This is a genomic window from Microbacterium halimionae, assembly GCF_011761265.1.
In the GTDB taxonomy this organism is placed as follows: domain Bacteria; phylum Actinomycetota; class Actinomycetes; order Actinomycetales; family Microbacteriaceae; genus Microbacterium; species Microbacterium halimionae.
In genome coordinates, this window is the sequence record NZ_JAAOZB010000002.1 from 870,792 (window position 1) to 892,768 (window position 21,977).

The 21,977-nt window shown below is 61.4% G+C and carries 18 protein-coding genes, 2 tRNA genes and 1 other RNA gene; 12 read left to right on the forward strand and 9 right to left on the reverse strand.

Annotation, left to right across the window (positions count from 1 at the left end; genetic code table 11):
• Positions 1-4: 4 nt before the first annotated feature.
• Both FHS06_RS11945 and FHS06_RS11950 read left to right on the forward strand, forming a co-directional pair.
• Positions 5-78: transfer RNA gene (locus FHS06_RS11945), tRNA-Ile, on the forward strand.
• A gap of 159 nt (positions 79-237) precedes the next feature.
• Complete coding sequence (locus FHS06_RS11950) at positions 238-741, forward strand: DUF3145 domain-containing protein (RefSeq protein WP_167049558.1); 504 nt, start codon at positions 238-240, stop codon at positions 739-741.
• Between the two features lie 137 nt (positions 742-878).
• Here the strand turns inward: FHS06_RS11950 and FHS06_RS11955 are convergent, their stop codons facing one another.
• The 6 genes from FHS06_RS11955 to aceE all read right to left on the reverse strand — a co-directional run bounded on the left by FHS06_RS11955 (position 879) and on the right by aceE (position 8,475).
• A complete protein-coding gene (locus FHS06_RS11955) occupies positions 879-2,117 on the reverse strand; it encodes a beta-ketoacyl-[acyl-carrier-protein] synthase family protein (RefSeq protein ID WP_167049560.1) in 1,239 nt (412 codons plus the stop codon).
• Between the two features lie 54 nt (positions 2,118-2,171).
• Positions 2,172-2,420: an acyl carrier protein gene (locus tag FHS06_RS11960; protein ID WP_167049563.1), complete on the reverse strand. Its 249-nt coding sequence runs from the start codon at positions 2,418-2,420 to the stop codon at positions 2,172-2,174.
• A 74-nt stretch (positions 2,421-2,494) separates the two neighbouring features.
• Entirely contained in the window at positions 2,495-3,496 is a 1,002-nt protein-coding gene (locus FHS06_RS11965; RefSeq protein WP_167049565.1) for a beta-ketoacyl-ACP synthase III, read from the reverse strand.
• Positions 3,493-4,413 (reverse strand): ACP S-malonyltransferase, encoded by a 921-nt coding sequence (locus FHS06_RS11970; protein WP_167049567.1) that lies wholly within the window; start codon positions 4,411-4,413, stop codon positions 3,493-3,495. Before FHS06_RS11970 ends, FHS06_RS11965 begins: the two co-directional genes overlap by 4 nt.
• Before the next feature lie 113 nt (positions 4,414-4,526).
• Positions 4,527-5,744 (reverse strand): PucR family transcriptional regulator, encoded by a 1,218-nt coding sequence (locus FHS06_RS11975; RefSeq protein ID WP_167049569.1) that lies wholly within the window; start codon positions 5,742-5,744, stop codon positions 4,527-4,529.
• A gap of 4 nt (positions 5,745-5,748) precedes the next feature.
• Positions 5,749-8,475, reverse strand: coding sequence for a pyruvate dehydrogenase (acetyl-transferring), homodimeric type (gene aceE, locus FHS06_RS11980; protein ID WP_167049571.1), 2,727 nt, complete (start codon positions 8,473-8,475; stop codon positions 5,749-5,751).
• A 199-nt stretch (positions 8,476-8,674) separates the two neighbouring features.
• On the opposite strand from aceE, the gene FHS06_RS11985 reads away from it, so the two are divergent.
• From FHS06_RS11985 to rnpB, 5 genes are all read left to right on the forward strand, one after another.
• Positions 8,675-8,747: transfer RNA gene (locus FHS06_RS11985), tRNA-Val, on the forward strand.
• Between the two features lie 190 nt (positions 8,748-8,937).
• Positions 8,938-9,330: a hypothetical protein gene (locus tag FHS06_RS11990; protein ID WP_167049573.1), complete on the forward strand. Its 393-nt coding sequence runs from the start codon at positions 8,938-8,940 to the stop codon at positions 9,328-9,330.
• Between the two features lie 134 nt (positions 9,331-9,464).
• On the forward strand, positions 9,465-10,196 hold the full coding sequence (locus FHS06_RS11995; RefSeq protein WP_167049575.1) for a zinc ribbon domain-containing protein: 732 nt from the start codon (positions 9,465-9,467) through the stop codon (positions 10,194-10,196).
• Positions 10,197-10,223: 27 nt separating this feature from the next.
• Positions 10,224-11,942 (forward strand): bifunctional 3'-5' exonuclease/DNA polymerase, encoded by a 1,719-nt coding sequence (locus FHS06_RS12000; protein ID WP_167049577.1) that lies wholly within the window; start codon positions 10,224-10,226, stop codon positions 11,940-11,942.
• A gap of 33 nt (positions 11,943-11,975) precedes the next feature.
• An RNA gene (gene rnpB / locus FHS06_RS12005) (RNase P RNA component class A) lies at positions 11,976-12,340 on the forward strand.
• Positions 12,341-12,343: 3 nt separating this feature from the next.
• On the opposite strand, the gene ppgK is transcribed toward rnpB, so the two are convergent.
• A complete protein-coding gene (gene ppgK, locus FHS06_RS12010; RefSeq protein ID WP_167049579.1) occupies positions 12,344-13,105 on the reverse strand; it encodes a polyphosphate--glucose phosphotransferase in 762 nt (253 codons plus the stop codon).
• Positions 13,106-13,171: 66 nt separating this feature from the next.
• Between ppgK and FHS06_RS12015 the strand changes: the two genes are divergently transcribed.
• From FHS06_RS12015 to FHS06_RS12025, 3 genes are read left to right on the forward strand one after another with little or no spacing between them, the layout of a single operon-like run.
• Positions 13,172-13,354 carry an SPOR domain-containing protein gene (locus FHS06_RS12015; protein WP_165142959.1) on the forward strand — a complete coding sequence of 61 codons (183 nt, stop codon included), beginning with the start codon at positions 13,172-13,174 and terminating at the stop codon, positions 13,352-13,354.
• A gap of 59 nt (positions 13,355-13,413) precedes the next feature.
• Positions 13,414-14,751, forward strand: a complete 1,338-nt coding sequence (locus tag FHS06_RS12020; RefSeq protein WP_167049581.1) for a glutamine synthetase family protein — start codon at positions 13,414-13,416, stop codon at positions 14,749-14,751.
• Positions 14,752-14,768: 17 nt separating this feature from the next.
• Entirely contained in the window at positions 14,769-17,762 is a 2,994-nt protein-coding gene (locus FHS06_RS12025; RefSeq protein ID WP_167049583.1) for a bifunctional [glutamine synthetase] adenylyltransferase/[glutamine synthetase]-adenylyl-L-tyrosine phosphorylase, read from the forward strand.
• Between the two features lie 63 nt (positions 17,763-17,825).
• Here the strand turns inward: FHS06_RS12025 and glnA are convergent, their stop codons facing one another.
• A complete protein-coding gene (gene glnA / locus FHS06_RS12030) occupies positions 17,826-19,250 on the reverse strand; it encodes a type I glutamate--ammonia ligase (RefSeq protein WP_167049586.1) in 1,425 nt (474 codons plus the stop codon).
• A gap of 133 nt (positions 19,251-19,383) precedes the next feature.
• Here glnA and FHS06_RS12035 point away from each other — a divergent pair, with 133 nt between their 5' ends.
• Positions 19,384-19,818 (forward strand): RDD family protein, encoded by a 435-nt coding sequence (locus FHS06_RS12035; RefSeq protein WP_310734815.1) that lies wholly within the window; start codon positions 19,384-19,386, stop codon positions 19,816-19,818.
• Positions 19,819-19,828: 10 nt separating this feature from the next.
• On the opposite strand, the gene FHS06_RS12040 is transcribed toward FHS06_RS12035, so the two are convergent.
• Positions 19,829-20,539 carry a DUF4191 family protein gene (locus FHS06_RS12040; RefSeq protein WP_167049590.1) on the reverse strand — a complete coding sequence of 237 codons (711 nt, stop codon included), beginning with the start codon at positions 20,537-20,539 and terminating at the stop codon, positions 19,829-19,831.
• Between the two features lie 125 nt (positions 20,540-20,664).
• Here FHS06_RS12040 and FHS06_RS12045 point away from each other — a divergent pair, with 125 nt between their 5' ends.
• The gene (locus FHS06_RS12045) at positions 20,665-21,972 is read left to right on the forward strand and encodes a hypothetical protein (protein ID WP_167049592.1); all 1,308 of its coding nucleotides are present in this window, start codon (positions 20,665-20,667) and stop codon (positions 21,970-21,972) included.
• Positions 21,973-21,977: the final 5 nt, after the last annotated feature.

A 21,977-nucleotide genomic window follows, 5' to 3' on the forward strand; every position in this document is an offset into this window, starting at 1 on the left:
CTGAGGGGCGGTGGCCAAGCTGGTTAAGGCAGCGGGCTCATAACCCGACGATCGTGGGTTCAAGTCCCACCCGCCCCACAATAAGTTTCTCAAGCCTCGTACTTTTGAACTTCGTGCATATCAGTGCTTGTGATTTCCCAGTCGCGTCGGCAATAATGGCCGCAGACAACAGAAGAACCGCCAGAGATGGCTCCGTCAGGTCGTAGGGGAAGACGCACCTGAAGAAACGGAGAAATCATGGCTACACCTCATGCGCGGGGAGTGATTTACATTCACTCCGCGCCACGTGCGTTGTGCCCCCACATTGAGTGGGCGGTAGGTCGTGCGCTTGGCCGTGCCGTCAATTTTGAATGGGACGACCAACCCGTTCAGGCGGGATCCAAGCGGATGGAGTTCTACTGGGAAGGTCCAGCCGGAACCGGCGCGACTCTCTCAAGCGCGATTCGTGGTTGGGAACACCTCAGGTTCGAGGTGAGCGAAGACCCGACACCTCGATCCGACGGCGGCCGGTGGCTGCACACCCCAGATCTTGGTATTCACTACGCCCAGACGGATGCCGCAGGCAACATCGTCATCGGCGAGGATCGCGTGCGCTACGCCATGGAGATCGCTGCCGGTGACGCCAGTGAGCTCCAGCGTGAGCTCACGGTGGCCCTGGGGTCAGCCTGGGACGAAGAACTTGAGCCGTTCCGCCACGCAAGCGATGACAGCCATGTCATCTGGCTTCACAAGGTGGGCTGAGTCAGATAAGCGTCAGATGCGCTGAAGGCCACGGTATCCGCTGTCGGTTGACATAGTCCCGGCCCGGAGAATGGGCGTCTCGCGTCTGCAAATGGAAAATGCCCTGACCGTAACGGTCAGGGCATTTTCACGTATGATTACTCGCTAGCGAACGCGACGACGGCGTTGTGGCCGCCGAAGCCAAATGAGTTGCTGATTGCGAGTTGCGCACCAGAACCGAGCGGTTGCGCGTCACCAGAAACGCTGAGCGGGATGTCGGGGTCTTGGTTCGTGAGGTTGATCGTCGGGGGAGCTTTGCGGTCGCGCACAGCGAGAAGCGTGAAGACTGCTTCTAGCGCGCCCGTGCCACCCAGCAAGTGCCCTGTCGATGCCTTCGTGGCCGAGACGGGGATGTCGTCGATCCGGGCTCCGAAGACCTTACGAAGCGCCGTGTACTCGGCGATGTCACCGACCGGGGTCGATGTTGCGTGAGCGTTGATATGTGTCACATCGTCGGGCGAGGCATCCGCCATGTCAAGCGCGAGCTTGACCGCGCGTGATGCACCACGACCCTCAGGGTCGTTCGCAGTGATGTGGTACGAGTCGGCCGTGACGCCGCCACCCACGAGATAGCCGTATATCTTCGCACCACGAGCCTTCGCGTGCTCTTCAGTTTCAAGTACGAGAGCTGCAGCGCCCTCGCCCATCACGAATCCATCGCGGTCGCTGTTGTACGGACGGGATGCCGTGGCGGGATCATCGTTCCGCTTTGACAGTGCCTGCATCGAGGAAAATGATGCCATCGTGATCGGGTGGATGGCTGACTCTGTTCCACCGGCGATGACGATATCGGCCAAGCCGGAGGTGAGGTGTTCGAGACCGTTCACAATGGCTTCGGTGCTCGACGCGCACGCAGACGCCACGGTGCGGGCAAATGCCCGTGCCTCGAAGTGCATCGAAATTGCGGCAGCAGCGGCGTTCGGCATGAGCATGGGTACCGTCATCGGCATGACACGACGCGGTCCTTTTTCACGGAGTGTGTCCCAGGCGTCAAGCAACGTCCACACGCCACCGATACCGGTAGCGAAGTCCACTCCCAAGCGCTCGGGGTCGACCTCGGGGGTACCGGCATCGGCCCACGCCTCGCGGGCTGCGACAAGCGCGAACTGAGATGCGGGGTCGAGCCGCTTCGCTTCGGGTCGTGACAGCGTCGCTTCGGGGCGAACCAGTGCTTCGGCCGCGAACTTTACGGGGATCTGGTACTTCTCCACCCACTCATGCGTGAGCGTACGGGTACCGGATGCGCCGTCAAGCAGCGCCGACCAGCTATCTGGGGCAGTACCACCGATCGGCGACGAAGCGCCGATGCCGGTGACGACAATGCGGGAAGAGCTCATTGTGTGTATTCCTTTGCCGGGCCGGTGGGGGCGTGATACCCCCACCGAGGCGATTTAGGACTGGTTCGAAGAGATGTAGCTGACGGCGTCGCCGACAGTCTTGAGGTTCTTGACCTCGTCATCGGGAATCGTGACGCCGAACTTCTCCTCGGCGTTCACGACGATGGTCATCATCGAGATCGAGTCAATGTCGAGGTCGTCGGTGAACGACTTGCCGAGTGCAACCTCGTCGGCCGAGATGCCGGTCTCATCGGTGATGAGCTCTGCGAGTCCCGCGAGGACCTCGTCGTTGGTGAATGCCATGGTTCTCTCTCCTGTTTCTTAGGGGTTTGAAGGCTGTCGGGCCGCACACAAGTCTAGGTGCGGCAGTAGCACGGTTAGGGGAGGACGACGACCTGCGCGCCGAAAACGAGTCCAGCGCCGAAACCGATCTGCAGCGCGAGGCCACCGCTCAGTTCGGGCTGCTCTTCCAAAAGACGGTGAGTCGCGAGCGGAATCGATGCGGCCGACGTGTTGCCAGTCGTCGCGATGTCGCGACCGATCGCTACCGTGTCCGGAAGACCCAACTGCTTCGCGAACTCATCGATGATGCGCATGTTTGCCTGGTGGGGAATGAACGCGGCCAGATCGGCTGCTTCGATACCCGCAGCCTCGATAGCCTGGCGTGCGACCTTCACCATTTCCCAGACTGCCCAGCGAAAGACAGTTTGGCCCTCCTGCCGGAGAGTCGGCCACTCTGCAGTGCCGTCACGAAACTCCGTCAGGGTGGCATTCATCCCGACAGCGTCGGCTTTGGATCCGTCTGAGCCCCAGATCGTGGGCCCGATTCCGGGTGTATCGCTCGGACCAACAACGACGGCGCCGGCGCCGTCACCGAGGAGGAAAGAGATGCTGCGGTCTGTGGGGTCGACGACGTCGCTGAGCTTTTCTGCCCCGACGACCACCGCGTAGTGCGCGGCACCGCTTCGAATGAGTGCGTCGGCTTGAGCAACGCCATACGCGAAGCCCGCACACGCTGCGTTGACGTCATAGGCGGCGGCAGGATTTGCGCCGATACGATCAGCGACCACTGCCGACATCGATGGAGTCTGGCGGACGTTGCTGATCGTCGCAACGATCACTGCGTCGATTTGCTCCGGTGCGATGCCCGAGCGCTCAATTGCTTCAGCGGCGGCAACACTTGCGAGGTCTGTTGCCGAAGTGTCGGCGCCAGCGCGTGTGCGCGTGACGATGCCGGTGCGCTTCTGAATCCACTCATCGCTCGAATCGATGGGCCCTATGAGATCATCGTTGGGCACAACGAGTTCGCCGCGTGCAGCGCCGTACGCGTAAAGACGCGTAAAAGCCGCGCCCTCGGACTGGCGGAGCGTGACACTCATGCGGCTGTTCCCTTCACAAGGTCGATCGCGCCCGACAGATCGTCGGGCGACTTTACGGCAACCGTTGGAACGCCCTTGAGGCCGCGCTTGGCAAGTCCCGTCAGTGTTCCCGCGGGTGCGAATTCAATGAGTGCTGTCACGCCGGCAGCGGCGAATGACTCCATGCACAGGTCCCAACGTACTGGCGACGAGACCTGGTTGACGAGAAGCGACAGTGCGGCGGCACCGTCAACGACGACTGATCCGTCGCTGTTGGTCCAGAGCGTAGCTGCCGGATCGGAAACCGCAACCGAAGCCGAAGCCTCTCGAAGCGCGCCCACAGCCGCAGCCATGTACTCGGTGTGAAAAGCGCCCGCAACCTGCAGCGGAATCACTCGAGTGCCGCGCGGTGCCGATTCGGCGAGGGCGTTGAGTCCCTCGCGTGCGCCAGCGGCAACGATTTGACCGGGGCCGTTGTAGTTCGCGGGAGTCAGATTCGCCGCGGAAAGCGCATCAAGTACGTCGGACTGTGTCCCACCCACAACGGCGCTCATGCCGGTGTCTGCAGCGGTCGCAGCGTCTGCCATGGAACGGCCACGGATGCCCACGAGCTTCATGCCGTCGACAGCTGAGAGCACGCCTGCGGCAACGAGCGCGGCGACCTCTCCCACACTGTGTCCGGCCATGCCGTCGAAAGTGACATCAGCACGCTGACCCAACACCTCATACGACAGGATGCTGGCGGCAACAATCAACGGCTGGGCGACAGCCGTATCGCGGATTCGGTCGGTATCCCACTCGGTTCCGGCGGCAATCAAATCCACGCCGGCGGCGTCAGAAAACTCAAGGAGGCGTTCGCGAACGCCGTCGAGGTCAAGCCACGGGGAGAGGAACCCGGGGGTCTGCGAACCCTGTCCCGGGAAAAGAGCGATGATCACAATTCCATCCTGTCAAGCAATAGGCGGCGGGTTATGGCGACTCACACACAAGAATCGGCCAATCGTTTGTGCACTCGGCACACTTTAGCGGCGGTGGAGTGCGCGCAGCGCCACTAACGACGGCGCAGTGTGGTTGGCTTTCGTCGACCGACGTCAGAACCGGCCGCACCGAGAATGAGCGCTGTCTGCAAGATCAGCGCCTCGCGGGGACCGGTAGCATCCCACCCGATTACTTCGGAGACGCGCTTAAGCCGGTAACGCACGGTGTTCGGGTGCACGAAGAGTTCGCGCGCTGTCGCTTCCAACGAACGCCCATTGTCGAGGTAACTCCACAGAGTCGCCACGAGGTCGGGGCTATGAGCTTGAAGAGGGCGAAAGATTCTTTCCACCAGAGTCAGCTTGGCCAACGCATCTCCAGCGAGCGCGCGCTCGGGCAGAAGATCGTCGGCCTCTACGGGGCGCGGGGCGTGCCGCCACGCGCGCGCAACGGCGAACCCCGCGAGGGCGGCCCTCGCGCTCTGACTTGCATCGACGAGGGCGGGAACCGTTGGGCCCAAGACGAGGTATCCAGCGCCGAACCGTGGTTCCAGACGCGTTGCAATGTCGGGGAACGGTAGCTCTACGAGAGTTTCGTCTGCGCCCTTGCCGCCGGTTTCGGTGCGTCCGATCACGAGCACAAGGCGTGAACCCTGCACACCTACCAGTACGTCGACTCCGAGCTTTCGGGCCGTGCGACGCAGGTGATCGATATCGAATTGCGGGGGAGTCGTTCCCACGAGAACGGCGACCTCGCCGTGACCGTGCCATCCGAGGGCAGCGATCCGGCTGGGGAGCTCCTCATCTGATTCGCCACTCAGTATCGAGTCAACGACAAGTGCCTCGAGGCGAGCGTCCCAGAGACCTCGTGCCTCGGCTGCACGTGCGTAGACATCGGCAGCTGTGAACGCGACCTCGCGGGAGTAGAGCAAGATTGCTTCGCGCAACTGTGCGCCGCGGTCGGCAACTCTTTCTTCTGTCACTTCTACCGTGACGCGAATCAGTTGCAGTGTCTGCTGCAGGCTAATGCTCCGAAGCAACTCGCGGGGTGCTGCCGCGAAGATGTCGGCGGCTATCCAGGGAGTCGAGGTGGGGTCGTCGTACCACTGGATGAATGACGTGATGCCCGCCTGCGCGACCAGCCCCACAGAGGAGCGTCGCGCAGGCGGCATCTCGGCGTACCACGGCAGTGCATCTTCGAGCCGCTTGGTAGTGACGGTCGCGATGTCTCCCGAAATTCGCCTCAACCAAGCGAGAGTCTCGGCTTTGTCGAGAGGCGCCGCGGGTGTTGTCATTCGCTCAGCTCTCGCCGCCCGCGTTGCCACTGGTACCAGCGGAAACATCGTGCAGACGATACTTCTCGATTGCCTGAGCGGCGAGTGAGCGGTCGACGACACCGTCTTCTGCGAGTGACTGCAGAGTGCGAACGACCATCGACGGCCCGTCGATCTTGAAGAAACGACGCGCGGCCGCGCGGGTGTCAGAGAAACCGAAGCCGTCGGCGCCGAGTGAGGCGAAGCGATTAGGAACCCACTGACGAATCTGGTCTTGGACCGCGTGCATGAAGTCACTGACCGCGGTAACCGGGCCTTCGGCATCCTTCAGCTTTTCAGTGATGTACGCCGTGTGCGGCTCTTCTTCGGGGTGGAGGAAGTTGTGCTCGTCAGCTGCGAGACCATCGCGGCGAAGCTCGGTCCACGAGGTGACCGACCAGACGTCTGCGACAACGCCCCAGTCATCCTTCAGGAGCTGCTGCGCTTCAAGCGCCCACGGCACACCAACGCCCGAAGCGAGTAGCTGCGCCTTGGGTCCGTCGCCGGTTCCCTCAGAGATCTTGTGGATACCACGGACGATGCCATCAACGTCGACGCCCTCGGGTTCTGCCGGGTGAATGATCGGCTCGTTGTACACAGTGATGTAGTACATGACGTTCGGGTCGGAGTGCTCGCCGCCGTACATGCGCTCAAGACCTGAACGCACGATGTGCGCGATCTCGTAGCCGTAGGCCGGGTCGTACGAGACCGTTGCCGGGTTGGTTGACGCCAACAGGTGCGAGTGGCCATCAGCGTGTTGCAGGCCTTCACCCGTGAGGGTGGTGCGGCCCGCTGTTGCGCCGATGATGAATCCGCGCGCCATCTGGTCACCGGCTGCCCACTGGGCATCGCCCGTGCGCTGGAAGCCGAACATCGAATAGAAGAGGTAGACCGGAATCAGCGGTTCGCCGTGTGTTGAGTACGAAGTACCCGTCGCGGTGAACGCGGCAAGCGCGCCCGCCTCGTTGATGCCGACGTGAATGATCTGGCCCTGCGGGCTCTCCTTGTAGGCAAGAAGCAGCTCGCGGTCAACCGACGTGTAGTGCTGGCCGTTCGGGTTGTAGATCTTCGCCGTCGGGAAGTACGCGTCCATACCGAACGTGCGTGCTTCGTCGGGGATGATCGGCACAATGCGGTGTCCGAAGTTCTTCGAACGCAGCAGATCTTTCAGCAGACGGACGAAAGCCATCGTGGTGGCGATCTCCTGCGTGCCAGAGCCCTTCTTGGGAAGCGCGTATGCGGCATCCCCGGGCAATTCCAGACCCACGTGGTGGGTGCGGCGCTCGGGCAAGAAGCCGCCCAGTGCCTTGCGACGCTCGAGCAAGTACTGAATCGTCTCGTCCTGCGGTCCCGGGTTGTAGTACGGGGGAAGGTACGGGTTCTCTTCGAGCTTGGCGTCGGTGATCGGGATGTGCATCACGTCACGGAACTGCTTGAGGTCTTCGAGGGTCATCTTCTTCATCTGGTGCGTAGCGTTACGCCCCTCGAAGTGCGGACCGAGACCGTATCCCTTGATGGTCTTCGCGAGGATGACAGTGGGCTGACCCTTGTGCTCTTTCGCTGCCTTGAATGCGGCGTAGACCTTGCGGTAGTCGTGTCCACCGCGCTTGAGGTTCCAGATTTGCTCGTCGGAGTAGTCCTTGACGAGGGCTGCTGCTCGCTCGTCGCGGCCGAAGAAGTTTTCGCGGACGTACGCGCCGTTTTCAGCTTTGTACGTCTGGAAGTCACCGTCGGGAGTGGTGTTCATCAGGTTGAGCAGCGCACCGTCGGTGTCGCGGGCAAGGAGGTCATCCCACTCGCGGCCCCACACGACTTTGATGACGTTCCAGCCAGCACCGCGGAAGAAGCTTTCGAGCTCCTGAACGATCTTGCCGTTACCGCGAACGGGACCATCGAGGCGCTGCAGGTTGCAGTTAACGATGAACGTGAGGTTGTCGAGGCCTTCGTTCGCTGCGACCTGAAGCTGTCCGCGGCTTTCGACCTCGTCCATTTCGCCATCGCCGAGGTAGGCCCAGACGTGTGAGTCGGAGACATCCTTGATGCCTCGGTTGCCGAGGTACTTATTGGCCATCGCCTGGTAGATCGCATTGATCGGGCCAAGACCCATCGAAACGGTCGGGAACTGCCAGAACTCCGGCATGAGGCGGGGGTGCGGGTACGAGGGGATGCCGTTCGATCCCTGCGACTTCTCCTGGCGGAAACCGTCGAGCTGCGCCTCGGTGAGGCGGCCCTCGAGGAATGCGCGGGCATAGGTACCGGGGGAGGCGTGACCCTGGACGAAGATCTGATCGCCACCGGAGGGGTGGTCCTGGCCGCGGAAGAAGTGGTTGAAGCCCACTTCATACAGCGCAGCTGACGACGCGTAGGTGGAGATGTGTCCGCCGACGCCGATGCCGGGGCGCTGTGCGCGGTGCACTGTGACCGCGGCATTCCAACGGATCCAGGCACGGTAGCGACGTTCAACCTCTTCGTCGCCGGGGAACGAAGGCTCGTTCTCGGACGCGATGGTGTTGATGTAGTCGGTGGTCGGCACCATCGGCACGCCGAGGTGCAGATCATTCGAGCGCTTCAACAGGCTCAGCATGATCTCGCGGCCACGCCCGTGGCCTCGCGCTTCGACGAGCTGCTGCAGGGATTCCTGCCACTCGGCAGTTTCTTCAGGATCGCTATCGAGGTTGTCCTGAGAATAGGGATCTTGATCGTGAACAGTCACGGCAGACCTTTCGTCGTCTGGCAGATCGTGCCAGGAATTCGCTAGAGGCGCGGTGCACGCTTTGTTTGCCGTGCACAACACACCGCGCACAAGCCTATCGACTTCTCACCAGACCGGATGCTGCAGCACCCTATGGAAAACAAGATTCGCTGCAGAGTGTGCACAAACCACTCCCGACAGATCGTAAGATGGTCTGGAAGGGCCTTTAGCTCAGCTGGTAGAGCGCCACGTTTACACCGTGGATGTCGTCGGTTCGATCCCGGCAGGGCCCACAACACATGGGTAAGTGGAATCATCCTCTCAGAAGAGTTTTCTACGAGTTCTTCGTTGACTGTTTTCGAGAGCTAGCTGCTTCCATCGGAGAAGATTTTGAACCAAGTGGTGAACCACGAGGCTGAGACGCGACGACTACTCCGCCGAATAGGTGTAGTGCCGCGCTGGATCCTTCTTACGCTATTCGTTTTGTTCACACTCACGGCCATTGTGGGCCATGCCAACGGCTTGGCCGTCTGGGAAGCTGCGCTCATAGTTACTCCGTCGCTCGTCGGGTTCGTGCTGTCGCTGCGGATTCGGGTGAAGCTCTATGACGACCGGGTTGAGTTTCGCGGGTATGTGCGACGTCGCACGTTTTACTTTCGTGACGTCGCAGGTTTTGATGATGTGGGTTATTCCGGATTGTGGAGTAATTCCAACACTCAATCGGATGGCTGGACTGGGTTTGGCATGCGGATGATCGAAGTTGATACCGGCCGACGCGACATTGAGCTTCCTGCGACGCTCTGCGGTCCAAAGACTGCTGTCGAGTTGGTTCTCCATCTCAATGAGCGAGTCGACGAACACCAGGCGTATTCCTAGTCCGTGCCGTCAAAACCAGAAGCGACAGACCGACCTGTGTTTCCGTGGCGCGCGTGGAAGAACTGCTGACCGGTTCGATCCCGGAGGCACCCACAGCAAACGCAATACAGCGCCACCCGCGATAGGTTGGTGTTGTGAAAGCCAGCCCTACTGATCAACGAGTGCTCCTCGACATCGCCGAGCTTGACGCTCGTATCAAAAGCGCTGAAATTGCGCGCAAGAACCCGCCCCAGGCTGGCCGGGTTAAAGAACTTCTCGCGCGGCGGCAAGAACTGTCGCACGAACTGACTCTGCGCATGGGCGCGCGCGACGACGTGCAGACCGAGATCAAGCGCCTTGAGTCAGATGTCGCCGTCGTCGACGCTCGACGCCTTCGCGACGAGCAGCGCCTGCAGACGGTGACCAACCCTAAAGATGCGCAGGGTCTCGAGAGTGAACTTGAATCGCTTTTGCGTCGCAAGCGCGCGCTCGAAGACACCGAACTCGAACTCATGGAGCGCCTTGAAGAAGCAGACGCCTCCGTTGCTGAGCAAGAGCGCATTATCTCTGACGTTAACGATGAGGGTCAGCGTCTAAGCGGCGAAGCGAAGGTGGCAGTGGCGGCGTCTACCGCTGAGTATGACGCTGCAACACGCGATCGTGCGGCACGAGCATCCCGTATCCCGGCGGAGCTCCTCGCCCTTTACACGACGCTCGCAACGCGGAGCGCCGGCGCAGCACTCTTTCGCCGTCAGACCTGCGAGGGCTGCCGCATGATGCTTTCAGGAACAGACCTGCAAGATCTTCGCCAAATGGCGGCAGACCAGGTCGCCACCTGCCCCGAATGCGGCTGCATTCTGGTGCGCACCGAAGAATCCGGCGTGTGATCGCCCTCACTCAAGGCAGCGTGTGCGGTGGCGACCGCTGAACAATCGCCGTGGGTGATTCTCGCGCGAAACAACGACGGCGCGGTCGTTGCGCTCTCAACAAACACGGATGCGGCGCGCACCGGTACCGAGATCGTCACTGACCTTTCGGCCTACGTCGCCGAGCCGTCACGCGCCCGCACCCGCTGGGTGTGGAACGACACTCGCAACTGGTATCCCGAGCTTCTCGGCGCTGGCGTGCGGGTTGATCGCTGCCAAGACCTGCGCCTCTCACACGCCATCCTGCGACAGTCGACGCTCGTCGACGACGATCACGGAATCCGCGCTCAGGCTGCATGGGAGAACGATCCGGCGCAGCAGATCCCGCGTGGTCAAGCGCTATTCGCTCTCGAACACGATGACGTCAGTGCACTACCTTCGAACCCGGATGAAGTGTTCGCCGAGTTTGCCCGGCAACATGCCGCAGTCGCTGGGTCGCGTGATTCGCAGCGTCTGCGCCTGCTGATAGCCGCGGAGTCGGCGGGTGCGCTTGTCGCGGCCGAGCTTCATGAAGCGGGTGTGCCGTGGGACGCGAATGCGCATCGCGACTTGCTGCACGACGTTCTTGGCGCAAGAGGTGCCGGCGGCATCCCTCAAAAACTTGCACAGGCAGCGGATGTCGTGCGCGAGGTACTTGATGCCCCTGATCTCAGGGTCGATTCTCCGGCGCACTTGCTTAAGGCGCTGCACCGCGCGGGAGTGATGGTCCCGTCAACCAGCAGATGGGTGCTCGGTGATGTGGAGCATCCATCGATTGCGCCGATTTTGCGCTACAAAAAGCTTTCACGTTTGCATACAGCCAACGGTGAAGCATGGCTGAGTGAATGGGTGCACGACGGTCGCTATCGCCCGACCTATCTGCCTGGCGGAGTTGTCACGGGGCGTTGGGCTGCCACCGGCGGGGGAGCGCTTCAGATTCCGCGCTCTCTGCGTGGCGCTGTGCGCGCGGATCCGGGCTGGACGTTCATCGTGGCCGACGTCGCCCAGCTCGAACCCCGGGCGCTTGCGGCGATCGCCGGCGACAACAAATTGGCGGAGGCTGCTCGCGGACGTGATCTTTACAGTGGAATCGTCGAAAGCGGCACGCTGCCCACGCGTGCTGATGCGAAGGCCGCCATGCTCGGGGCGATGTACGGAGCAACCACTGGCGACAGCGGGCGATTGGTCCCGACGCTCCGAAAGGCATACCCGAAAGCGATGAAGTACGTCGACCATGCCGCCCTAGAAGGCGAACGCGGTGGAGTCGTGTCCACGTGGCTGGGACGCAGTTGCGAGGTTCCGAGCGGCCGCTGGCGTGAGGAGCAAGCTGAGGCATCCGACCCGGCAGCATCCACCGCTGCTCAGTCGGCGGCTCGCGGGCGGGCACGTGAGCGTGGCCGCTTCACGCGGAACTTCGTCGTGCAGGGGACCGCTGCCGAGTGGGCGTTGTGCTGGATGGCGCAGTTACGCACCAAACTCGCCGCGTTCAGCCCTATTCCGGACACAGCACAGCGTGCGGAGTCGTCGGGCCCCACGATGTCACGCCGACCACACCTCGCGTTCTTTCTCCACGACGAGATCATTGTGCACACCCCGGTTGACCAGGCAGAGGCCGCAGCGGATGCCGTGAGGTCAGCGGCAGCAGAGGCGACCAGCATCCTGTTTGGATCTTTTCCCATCGATTTTCCGCTCGATCTGCGGATCGCGATGAGTGCAGCGAAAGAGTAACCGGATCCCGCCGCGTAGACTCAAGCGTGCGAATGGGTCGGCTGGATGGTCACGTCGCGTCGGTTCGCCGCCGCGCCGAGGAACGTCCGGGCTCCACAGGGCAGGACGGTGGGTAACACCCACCCGGAGAAATCCGCGAGACAGTGCCACAGAGAGCAGACCGCCGGGGCTTGCCCCGGTAAGGGTGAAAGGGTGGTGTAAGAGACCACCGGGGTCGTGGTGACACGACCTGCAAGGTAAACCTCGTCCGGAGCAAGGTCAGACAGGGGATGTTGACGCGGCTCGCCGAGTCCCCGGGTAGGCCGCTAGAGCGGCACGGCAACGTGTCGCCGAGAGAGATGACCGTCGAAGGAGTTCACACTCCGGAACAGAACCCGGCGTACAGGCTGGCCCATTCGCCCTTACTCGGCCGCTAGTGCAGCGGCGCCGATGATGCCGGAGTTGTTGCGGTGCACCGCGGCAACGATCGGCGTCTTGATGTCGAGCAGGTTCAAGAACTTGTCACCGTGCTTCGACACGCCACCGCCGACGACGAAGAGGTCAGGGCTGAAGAGAAACTCGAGGTGGCTGTAGTACCACTGCAAGCGCTTCGCCCACTTTTCCCATGACAACTCTTCGCGCTCCATTGCCGAGTAGGCCGCGTAGTGCTCAGCGTCGTGTTTGTGCTTGGCGCGGTCGAGGTGACCGAGCTCAGAGTTCGGGATCAACGTGCCGTTGTAGATCATGGCTGACCCGATGCCCGTGCCAAGAGTCGTGAGAATCGTGAGACCCGATCGATCGCGGGCTGCGCCGTAGCGAACCTCCGCGATACCGGCGACATCAGCGTCATTGGCGAAATGAATCTTGCGGTCGAGACCCTTTTCGAAGAAATCCTCTGCGGCAAAGTTGATCCAAGAATCAGACACGTTTGCGGCCGAAAGGGTATACCCGCCCTTGATGATCGCGGGGAAGGCGACGCCAAGCGGCAGGCCAGTGGTAGGGGCATCCAGCTTGCTGAGCACCTCTTTAACGGTCTCGAGCACATCTTGCGGCTCGGCACCCTCAGGAGTCGCGACCTTCACGCGCTCGCTCACAAGAGTTCCTGCGTCAAGATCGACGATGCCGCCCTTGATTCCCGTTCCACCGATATCTACGCCGACAGCGAGTCGAGTCTGAGTTGCCATGCCCTCAGCCTAGCCAGGTCTTGGCCCATGATCAGTAGGATCAAGAGTGGACCTTAAGGAGCGAACGTGAGCGACAACGAGAAGTACTGGTACAACTTCGCCACAGGCGCAGTTGAGCACGGATTTGAATCGCCCGCGATTGATCGGGCTGGCCCTTTTGATACCCCTGAGGACGCGGCCAAAGCGCCCGAACTCTTGCGTGAGCGCTCGCGCGCTTGGGCAGAAGAAGACGCACGAGACGACGCCTAAAGAACTACCAATGCCTCAGGCATCGGTCTCTACACACGGCAGCTGACAGAAAGGGAAATATGGACAAGCAGCGTGACTTCGTTCTGCGCACGATTGAAGAGCGGGGAGTGAAGTTCATCCGACTGTGGTTCACCGATGTCATCGGAACCCTGAAGTCGGTTGCTATTGCCCCCGCCGAGGTCGAAGGTGCGTTCGCCGAAGGCCTCGGTTTTGACGGATCTGCGATCGAGGGCCTCACCCGGTCGTTCGAATCCGATCTGCTGGCCCACCCGGACCCCACCACTTTCCAGATCCTCCCGTGGCGCGGCGAAGTCGACCCGACCGCGCGGATGTTCTGCGACATCACAACGCCAGACGGGCAGCCCGCTGTGGCAGACCCGCGTCACGTGCTCAAACGCACGCTTGCAAAAGCTGCGGACGCCGGCTTCACGTTCTACACGCACCCCGAGATCGAGTTCTACCTCCTGAAGTCGTCTTCGTATGGTCCCAACGGGCCGGAGCCGGTCGACTCGGCTGGTTACTTCGACAACGTGCCCGGTGGCACGGCCCACGATTTCCGTCGCCGCTCCGTGCGCATGCTCGAAGACCTCGGAATCTCCGTTGAGTTCAGCCACCACGAGGGTGGGCCGGGCCAGAACGAGATCGACCTTCGTTACGCAGACGCGCTCACGACGGCCGACAACATCATGACGTTCCGCACCGTCATCAAAGAGGTTGCAATCGAGCAGGGCGTCTATGCGACGTTCATGCCGAAGCCGATGGGTGGCAAGCCCGGCAGCGGCATGCACACGCACATGTCGCTCTTCGAAGGCGACATGAACGCGTTTTACGAAGAGGGCGCCCAGTACCAGCTTTCGAAGGTCGGCCGTCAGTTCATCGCTGGCCTCCTGACACACGCGCCTGAGATTTCGGCCGTGACGAACCAGTTCGTCAACTCATACAAGCGGCTCTGGGGCGGCGACGAAGCGCCGAGCTTCATCTGCTGGGGCCACAACAACCGCTCGGCTCTCGTTCGCGTACCGCTCTACAAGCCCAACAAGGGTCAGTCGTCCCGCGTTGAATACCGCGGTCTCGATTCTGCCGCGAACCCCTATTTGGCCTACGCGCTCATGCTCGCGGCGGGTCTCAAGGGCATCGAAGAAGAGTACGAGCTTCCCGCTGAGGCTGAAGACAACGTGTGGACGATGACGGATGCTGAGCGCCGGGCGATGGGTTACAAGCCGTTGCCGCCGAGCCTCGATGTCGCGCTTGACCGCATGGAAGAGTCTGAGCTCGTTGCCGAAACCCTCGGCGAGCAGGTCTTCAACTACGTGCTGCTGAACAAACGTCGGGAATGGCAGGGCTACCGCGCCCAGGTCACCCCGTTCGAGCTCCAGAGCAACCTCGAGATGCTCTAGGCGCCGACCCGACGACGATGTCGACGATCGATCGCTCCTCGGCGCGCACAGAACTCGCGCGCCGAGGATTCGGCGATGCCACCGGGGCCGATGAATATCTGACCGAGCTGGAAGAGCTGATGGAGATCAGCCGCAGCCAACTTCTCGCCGATGTTGCCGCGGCTGCTGATTCTGACGGAGCGCTGGCGGCGATTGCCCGTGTCGCGCGGCGCGACCCTGAACCAGTGCGTTCAGTGTTTCGCACCGAACGTGGCCGCCGGTCACTGTGGGCTGTGCTCGGTGCATCTGAGGGGTTCGCAGACTTTTACCTGCGGCATCCTGAAGAAATCATTGATCTTCGCGATGCCGGAGACCAACTTCCGTCAGCCGACGAGATGCGCGCATCACTTCTTGAGTCAGTCGGCTCGGTGGATGGATTCGCGAGCAACGGCGAGGAAGACCTCTGGGTCGCCCTGCGCGTGCGTTATCGCCGGCTTCTCGCACGAATCGCTGCGTTCGACCTCACCCAGCCAGATGCCACCGAGATCATGCCGCGGGTGTCGGCTGCACTTGCGGATGCTGCGGGCGCGGCACTCGAAGCATCACTGAGCGTTGCGCGTGAGCGTCTCGCCTGTGGTGCCGCGGGCGCCGGAATCTTTCCGCGTGAACAGGTCGCCCAGACCACTTTCGCCATTATTGGCATGGGAAAAACTGGTGCACGCGAGCTGAACTACGTCAGTGACGTCGACGTGATTTTCGTTGCTGGCTCAGCGGACGAAGACCAACTCGCCGAAAGTCGCGCGATCGACATCTCTATCCGACTCGCGGTGCAGACAATGCGCGGCATCGCCGGGGCTGAGATTGAACCGCCCCTATGGGAGGTCGATGCGAACCTTCGACCGGAAGGTAAGCAGGGTGCTCTCGTGCGCACGCTTGAATCCCACCTTTCGTACTACGACAGGTGGGCGAAGAGCTGGGAGTTCCAGGCACTTCTTAAAGCGCGCCCGATCGCTGGAGACCTCGCCCTCGGCACGCAATACGTCGAGGGCGTGCTCCCTAAAGTCTGGACGAGCGCGGCTCGTGAGAACTTCGTCGAGAATGTGCAACGCATGCGTGAGCGCGTTACAGACCACATTCCCAAAGAAGAAGTCGCGCTACAGATAAAGCTTGGGCCCGGCGGAATCCGCGATATTGAGTTCACGGTGCAGCTGCTGCAGCTGGTGCATGGGCTCACCGACGAGAACATTCGTCAGCAGGGCACCCTCGATGCACTCGACGCTCTGGTGCAAGAGGGGTACATCGGTCGCTCAGACGCCAGTGCTTTCGCGAAGGACTATCGCATACTGCGTGTCCTTGAACATCGGATGCAGTTGCGCAACCTTCGTCGCACTCATCTCATGCCCGACACCGCTGAAGAGCAACGCGTACTTGCCCGAGCGAGCGGACTCGCGCCCTCGGCGTCCGCTGTCTGGTCGCTGTGGGAATCGGTAAAGCGTGAAGTCCGCGACATTCACGTGCGGTTGTTTTATCGGCCGCTCCTCTCAGCGGTTGCCGCCCTCCCCGAAGACGAGCGTGTCATCTCGACAGCTCAGGCTCACGACCGTTTGGCCGCGATTGGCTTCCAAGACCCCACCGGCGCGCTTCGGCACATTGCAGCGCTGACAACAGGGCTGAGCCGTAAGAAGACCATCCAGCGGCATCTGATGCCCATCATGCTCAGATGGTTCGCTGACGGTACCGATCCTGACTACGGCCTTCTGGCATTTCGTCGGCTGAGCGAACGGCTGGGGGACACCCCATGGTTCCTTCGCATGCTCCGCGATTCTGCGGGTGCTGCCGAGCGGCTGACAGCAGTTCTTTCGGGTTCCCGCTATATCGGCGAGCTCATGGAGTGGATCCCGGAGGCTGCAGCCTGGCTCGACTCCGATGCGCATCTGCAACCGAGAAGCGGCCAGGCTTTGCAGAACGAAGCACGAGCGATTCAGACACGACATGTGAACATCGAAGACGCGATGCGATCTGTGCGCGCGTTGAGGCGCCGAGAGCTACTTCGTACCGCGCTTGGCGCTGTACTAGGTGTCGTAAGCGTCGAGGAGCTCGCAGCGTCTCTCACAACGATCACCGAGGTCTCGATCCAGGCAACGCTTCGAGCAGTGCGCCGTGAGATCGTCCCGCCAGAAGACAACGCTCTTGATTTCTCCGTCGTCGCGATGGGCCGATTCGGTGGTCGCGAGCTCGGCTTCGGTTCTGACGCTGACGTCATGTACGTATATCGAGCGAACGGCGTTGATCCTCAGCGGGCGCAGGCGCTGTCGACCAAGCTTGTGTCTGCGCTCCGTCATCACTCAGAAGATCAGCGCCTGCCGCTCGATTTGGATGCTGACCTGAGACCTGAAGGAAAGTCCGGGCCGCTCGTTCGCTCTCTCGATTCGTACCGCGAGTACTACGCACGTTGGTCGCTCTCGTGGGAAGCGCAAGCGTTGCTGCGTGCCCGCGGCGTCGCAGGAAGCGTAAAGCTCATCAATGCCTTCATTGAGGTGGCCGACGAGGTTCGGTATCCAGCGAAGGTTGATCTTCAGGGCATCCGTGAAATCAAGCGCATCAAGGCCCGCGTAGAGAGCGAGCGTCTGCCGCAGGGTGTCGACCCGGCGCGCCATCTGAAGCTTGGACCGGGCGGTCTGAGCGATGTCGAGTGGTTGGTTCAGATCCTGCAGCTGCAGCACGCCCACGATGTGTTGGGGATGCGCACGACATCCACGATCCAGGCTCTCGAAGAAGCCGTCCGAGCCGGCCATATGCATGAGACAGCGGCGTCGCGGCTGCGGGCCGCGTGGCGTCTGGCATCCCGGCTCCGTTCGGCCAACACTCTGCTCTCCGGCCAAACGAGCGATGTGCTGCCGCCTGATCGCCAGCGTCTTGCCGGCATTGGTCGACTGCTTGAACCCATGCGCACCGCAACGCAGGTCGAAGAGACGTGGATGGGAACGGCGCGACGCTCCCGTCGCACGTTCGAGAAGCTCTTCTACGGGTGATCTCGACATAAGTAAAACGCCCCCACGCACGAATGCGTGGGGGCGTTTTACTGTGCGATGTCGTTAGACGCCGAAGTACAGCTCGTACTCGAACGGGTGCGGACGCGCAGCCAGGGGCTTGATCTCGTTCTCGATCTTGTAGTCGATCCAGGTCTCGATCAGTTCCTTGGTGAAGACGCCACCGGCGAGCAAGAACTCGTGGTCCTCGGCGAGAGCATCGAGCGAGTCCTGAAGCGAGTTCGGAACCTGAGGAATGTTCTTCGCTTCCTCGGGAGGCAACTCGTAGAGGTCCTTGTCGACGGGCTCGTGGGGCTCGATGCGGTTCTTGATTCCGTCAAGGCCGGCCATGAGCTGTGCCGCGAACGCGAGGTACGGGTTACCCGAGGCATCCGGTGCGCGGAACTCGATGCGCTTGGCCTTGGGGTTCGTGCCCGTGATCGGGATACGGATAGCTGCCGAGCGGTTACCGGCCGAGTAGACCAGGTTGACGGGAGCTTCGTAGCCCTTGACGAGACGGTGGTAGCTGTTGAGCGTCGGGTTCGTGAACGCGAGAACAGCAGCCGCGTGCTTCAGGAGCCCACCGATATACCAACGAGCAACATCGGAAAGTCCGCCGTAGCCCTTTTCGTCGTAGAAGAGCGGCTCAGAGCCGTTCCAGAGCGACTGGTGCGTGTGCATACCGGAGCCGTTATCGCCGAAGAGCGGCTTGGGCATGAAGGTCGCAACCTTGCCCCATTCTTCAGCCGTGTTCTTAACGATGTACTTGAACTTCAAGATGTCGTCAGCGGCGTGAACCATGGTGTCGAAGCGGTAGTTGATCTCCTGCTGGCCGCCGGTGCCCACCTCGTGGTGTGCGCGCTCGAGCTGGAGTCCGGACTCGATCAGCCGCAGGCTGATGTCATCGCGAAGGTCTGCTGTCTTGTCGACGGGAGCGACCGGGAAGTAACCACCCTTGTAAGGGGTCTTGTTGGCGAGGTTTCCGCCTTCTTCTTCGCGACCGGTGTTCCACGCGCCTTCCTCGGAGTCAACCGAGTAGAAGCTCGAGTTCTGGGTGACGCCGTAACGTACGTCATCGAAGATGTAGAACTCAGCCTCGGGAGCGAAGAACGCGGTGTCGGCGATACCTGTGGAGGCGAGATACTTCTCAGCCTTCTTGGCAACCTGACGCGGGTCCTTGCCGTAGATCTCACCCGTGCGCGGGTTGTAGATGTCGAAGATCATGATGAGCGTCTTCGCTTCACGGAACTGATCGAGGTACGCCGTCGAAACGTCGGGGATCAGCTGCATGTCTGATTCGTGGATGTTTGCGAAACCACGAATCGAAGAGCCGTCGAAGAGCTGACCAACCGTGAAGAACTCTTCGTCAACGGTTGAGGCGGGAATGTTGAAGTGCTGCTGCACACCAGGAAGATCCGTAAAACGGATGTCGAGGAACTGAATGTCCTCGTCCTTGATGAACTTCAGTACCTCGGATGAATCTTTAAACATTAAGGCTCCAGAGATAGGGCATCGGGAACGGCCGCATGAAATGCGAACTTCCCTAACGTTATCGCTGAGCCGTTGCCCTCCAGTATCTCTAATGTTTCCGGCATGTTACAGGTCGCCCGATTAGGCTTATGTGGTGCCACAGACCCCCGCAGAATCCACATATCCCGGCGAACGATTGGGACTTCCCCCTCAAGGGCGAAGAAGCGTCGGGCGTGTCGGGCGACGAATCGCCGCACTCGTGATCGATTGGGTAACCGCAACGATCCTGGCCACGGCTTTTCTCGGCTACAGCATGTACGCACTGCCATCAGAGGCCGGGCTCACTCAATTCGCGCCATTGCTCGTGTTTGTAATCGTGCAGGTGCTCTTCATTCCCACTATCGGTGGGAGTCCCGGACACCGCCTCGTCGGACTGCGCGTCGTCAACGTGGCGGGCGGATGGATCGGGCTGTGGCGCCCGATCGTACGTTCGTTGCTGCTCGTTCTGGTCATTCCCGCAGTTATTTGGGACGCCGACCAGCGCGGACTTCACGACAAAATCGCTGGCACCGTCGCTCTTCGGTGGTGAAGAACGAACGTCAGCGTGGGCGCGGAGCGCGTGCTCTCGTCGGATCGATTCCCTTAGGAATCGGCAACGAAGCGACCGACTGCGAGACCGAATCGATGCGCTTGATAACGGCGCCCATTGTGGAACGATCGATCTTCGTCGGAAGAGCCTTCACTGTCTTGGCGAGCTTGGCGATCGGCACTTCATCGTCGCCGTGGCCGACGTACAGAACTGTGACAGGCACACCCGAGGCCACGCGCTTTACCTTCGAGCGTTCCTCATTAATCAAACGGGTGAGCCGTCCGCGCGCGCCCTCGCCCACGATAACGACACCGCCACGGCCGACAGCGCGGTAGACAGCTTCTTGCGTCTTGGGGTTAATGCCGACCGGCATGTCGTTTCCACGCCACTTGCGGCCGAGAGAAGTCGACAACACCTGGCCTGCGGCCCCTGGCATCCCATCGATCCTGCGGTACATAGCGCGAGTCGACAGGCGAGTCATCGTGATCATTGAGCCGAGCACACCGGCGAGGAGACCCGTGATGCCCCAAAGAATGACGCTCCAAATGGCGAAAGGGGGCAGCAAAAAACCTACCGCTACACCGAGTGCCACACCCACGATAAGGATGCAGATCAGCACTGTGGGAAGCCACGCGTAGGCCTCACTGGTGAATTTGTAGAGGGTCTTCAACTGCGAGAAGAATCCTGGACGCTTCTCTGGTGCGGTACTACGAGCTGCCATGAGAACAGCCTACCTTTTCGGCCGCGCTCGCACCGTCTCCTCCTCAGCTAGCTCATTGCCAGCGAATTCCCCCGAATAGTTTTCGCTGGACACCCCTCGCGGCCTCCGCGGCGACACTCGGTGGCATGCCCTTCGCGTCTCCTGACGACATCGATGCACGACTCCTGCGTCCGTATACGCGCATTCGTCATGTCGAGCCACCTGAGGCTCCGTGGTCCTCGGTGCTCTCGCGAACTGAAGACGGCAGCGAAGTGCTGCTTGTAGACACCGAAAAGTTCTCACCTGGTTGGGCGTGGAGTGCAGAGCCGACGGGTCACGTGCTTGGTGCGCTGGAAGTTATCCGCACGCATTCGGGCCACATCGTCGCGCTTCCGCTCTGCACGGAGCACCTGATGTCATTTCTCCAGCGCCGACGCCAGTCAGCAACGCCACTGAGCGCGGGAGAGAGCGTCACGATCCTGGTGTCAGTCCTCCGCGGCACGTTGGAGTCGTTCGCTTTGGGCGGCGACGACGCTGCCGGCGCATGGTGGCTCACAAATGAAGGCCGCCCCGTACTCGTGCCGGGCGGTAATCAGCGGCTTCTCGAGGTCGCAGTTGAGGTTGTCACCGAAACAGCCATGGCCACCGATGACGAGCAACTCAATCTAGCGGTGGACGAGTTCTCACGTGCGCTGTACACCCGTGCTTCACTCGAAGCGCACGCCACGGAGATCGAGACAGTGCTCTTTTCACGCGCCGCGCCCCAGCCCATTGCTACGGCCGGAATACGTGCATCTGCGTCGCTCCTCGCCCCAAAACACGACCGCACGACCGAAAAAGCCCAGGAGGATCTCCAGCGCGCTTCGCCATCTTGGGCAACGACGCTCATGCCGCACATCGACTCCGGTGTGCGAGAGCTCTATGAAATCGTGCTCGGTCAACTGAAGTCAGTTCGGCGCAAAACGCCGCGAACGGGCACGCCTCGCCGACTCCGCTATTCGTGGCTGTGGGCGGCGGGCGTTGCTGCAGCCCTCGTTGCCGCGGGGCTTGCTTGGCCCGCCGAATCTGAAATGGGGCCCGAGCAGCACGAAAGCAAAACATCCACCACGCCCACGCCGACGGCAGGCATGGCAGACAGCGTCTTGCCCGTCGCAGATGACGATCCAGTCTCAGCGGCGAGCATGCTGCTGGCCGCTCGCAATATTTGCCGGGCAAAGAAAGACGCCGGATGCCTCGAGGCAGTCATGGCGGACTCGTCAATCTCGATACCAGAAGGGGCTGTCGATCTTCCGCGTGACGAGATGGAACTCGCGCTCATTGACGACTACGGCGGGGCTGCGTCTGTGGGAATTCGCGCCCGGGGCGAACAGGCAAACAGCCAAGTGGCTGTTGTGGTGCAAACCGAAAAAACATGGGTGCTGCGCGAGGTTTTCACCGTCGCGCAGCACCCATGAGGTGT